Annotated in this window: 3 protein-coding genes; 1 reads left to right on the top strand and 2 read right to left on the bottom strand. The window is 46.7% G+C overall.

Features of this window, described 5'->3' with window-relative positions; translation table 11 throughout:
• Positions 1 to 65: 65 nt before the first annotated feature.
• On the top strand, positions 66 to 506 hold the full coding sequence (locus tag R7P35_RS23755; protein ID WP_229619887.1) for a hypothetical protein: 441 nt from the start codon (positions 66 to 68) through the stop codon (positions 504 to 506).
• 110 nt (positions 507 to 616) lie between these two features.
• Here the strand turns inward: R7P35_RS23755 and R7P35_RS23750 are convergent, their stop codons facing one another.
• Positions 617 to 1,465, bottom strand: a complete 849-nt coding sequence (locus R7P35_RS23750) for an ABC transporter permease (RefSeq protein ID WP_318092776.1) — start codon at positions 1,463 to 1,465, stop codon at positions 617 to 619.
• A 2-nt stretch (positions 1,466 to 1,467) separates the two neighbouring features.
• Positions 1,468 to 2,072: ABC transporter permease (locus R7P35_RS23745; protein ID WP_318092775.1), on the bottom strand; the 605-nt coding region annotated here is incomplete at its 5' end.

Genomic DNA, 2,072 nt, shown 5'->3' with positions numbered 1-2,072 from the left:
GATTTTGGCGTTATGAAAAAACCAAGCTACACTATCGCTCTCCCAACATATTTAGAATGAAATCTATGACCGATGCCGATATCGAACTTCAGCACCTGTGGTTAGAAATCCAAACGCAACGCTGGCAAAACGTGTCCCGTTTTTTATTCAGTTACTACTGCTATAAAAACAATTTAGTAAATAAAAACAACAAGGTTTGTTGGGAAACCGCCCGTGATTCGTTGCCAGCCTCTATCTGCCTTAAAACTCGTAAACAGGCGGTGATTGAGCCTTTAATTCCTGAAGAAACCGTGGTTGGTTTGCTCAAAGCCATCAGTAAAGATGGAGAGATGACGTTTGATGTAATGACGGCTACGCTTAACGCGTTTTTGCACTATGTGGTGATCAGCAAACAGGAGAAGCTACAGCTTAAACCTAACATGCCAGCGAGCTGGTATCAGCAGCATCACAGGCCTGTATTCGCCCGTTTTGAGCAAGCGGGAATAGAAATTCAACAAATCAAATAGCCCCCCTATCGAGCCGCAGACGTAAAAAAGCGCCCACAAGGAGGCGCGTTCGGTCAAAATGGTGAGTAATTCCTGGACGAGAAAGCTCTGAGCAACCGAAAAAGGCTTATTTATTCTTGAATCCCACGAATACGGACATTGCGTCTGCGTAAGATCTCCAAGGTTACGAGCAAACACACGGACATAAAAATCAGCAAGGTCGCAACAGCCAAAATTGTCGGGCTGATTTGTTCTCGGATCCCTGACCACATCTGCCTTGGGACGGTTTTTTGTTCTGCGCCCGTTAAAAACAACGCCACGACCACTTCATCAAACGACGTGCCAAACGCAAACAATCCACCGGAAATCATACCGGGACGGATCAACGGAAAAGTTACGTGCCTAAAGGTGTAAACCGGATTTGCGCCCAAACTGGCCGCCGCTTTGACGAGGCTTTGATCAAAACCACTCAGCGTCGCGCTCACTGTGATCACGACAAAAGGCGTACCTAGCGCGGCATGCGCTAAGATAATGCCAAAATAAGTCTGAGATAAACCCAACCGAGTGTAGAAAAAATACATCGCAGCGGCAGAAATAATCACAGGCACAATCATTGGAGAGATCAGCAACGCCATAATGGCATTTCTAAACGGCAAATTGCTGTTGGCTAGCCCCAATGCGGCTAACGTACCCAAACCCGTCGCGATCAAGGTAGCCATGAGCGCAATAAACGTGCTGTTTTTGAGTGCTAATAACCACTGCTCATTGGTGAACATTTCTTGATACCAGCGTACAGAATAGGCGTCTGCGTCCAAGTTCAGCATACCTTCTGTAAACGTAAAATAAGGGGTGGCATTAAACGACAAGGGGGTGATTGTCAGAATAGGCGCAATGAGAAAGAACAGCACCAGTCCACAAAATACCAAGTAGCCTGCGTAAGCCATTCTCTCACTTTTTGAAGCGTAGTTTGGTAGTGCCATGGTTATCCTCCTACCTTAATGTTATTTATGCCAACCACACGGTTAAACACATAAAACAGCGCGAGCACGACAAACAAAAGCAGCCCACCTAACGCCCCCGCCATTCCCCAGTTGAGCGAGGTTTGCATGTGGTATGCAATCATATTGGAGATCATTTGCCCACTCCTTCCTCCCACGAGTGCCGGCGTAATGTAAAAACCAATCGAAAGAATGAACGTGAGCAACGCTCCAGCGCCAATACCCGGTAAAGTAAGCGGCATGTAGACTTTGACGAATGCAACAAGAGGGGACGCCCCTAAGGAACGAGCGGCGCGGAAATACGTTGGACTGATGCCTTTCATTACACTGTAGAGCGGCAGAATCATAAAAGGCAATAAGATGTGTACCATAGAAACAACCGTACCAAAGGTATTGTGTACCATCTGAATTCGCTCAGACGTTAAACCAGACCAAATCAGTAAATCATTAATCACCCCCTGATTTTGCAACAACACAATCCAAGCGGTCGTACGGACCAATAGTGACGTCCAAAAAGGCAGTAGCACCACACTCAACAGCAAGTTGGCGCGTTTGTCTGGCAAGTTTGCTAACAGATACGCCACGGGAT

It is taken from the genome of Vibrio sp. Vb0304, from assembly GCF_033338995.1.
Lineage (GTDB): Bacteria > Pseudomonadota > Gammaproteobacteria > Enterobacterales > Vibrionaceae > Vibrio > Vibrio alginolyticus.
Note: the sequence above shows the minus strand (reverse complement) of the source record. Positions and strands in the feature narration are given on the sequence as shown.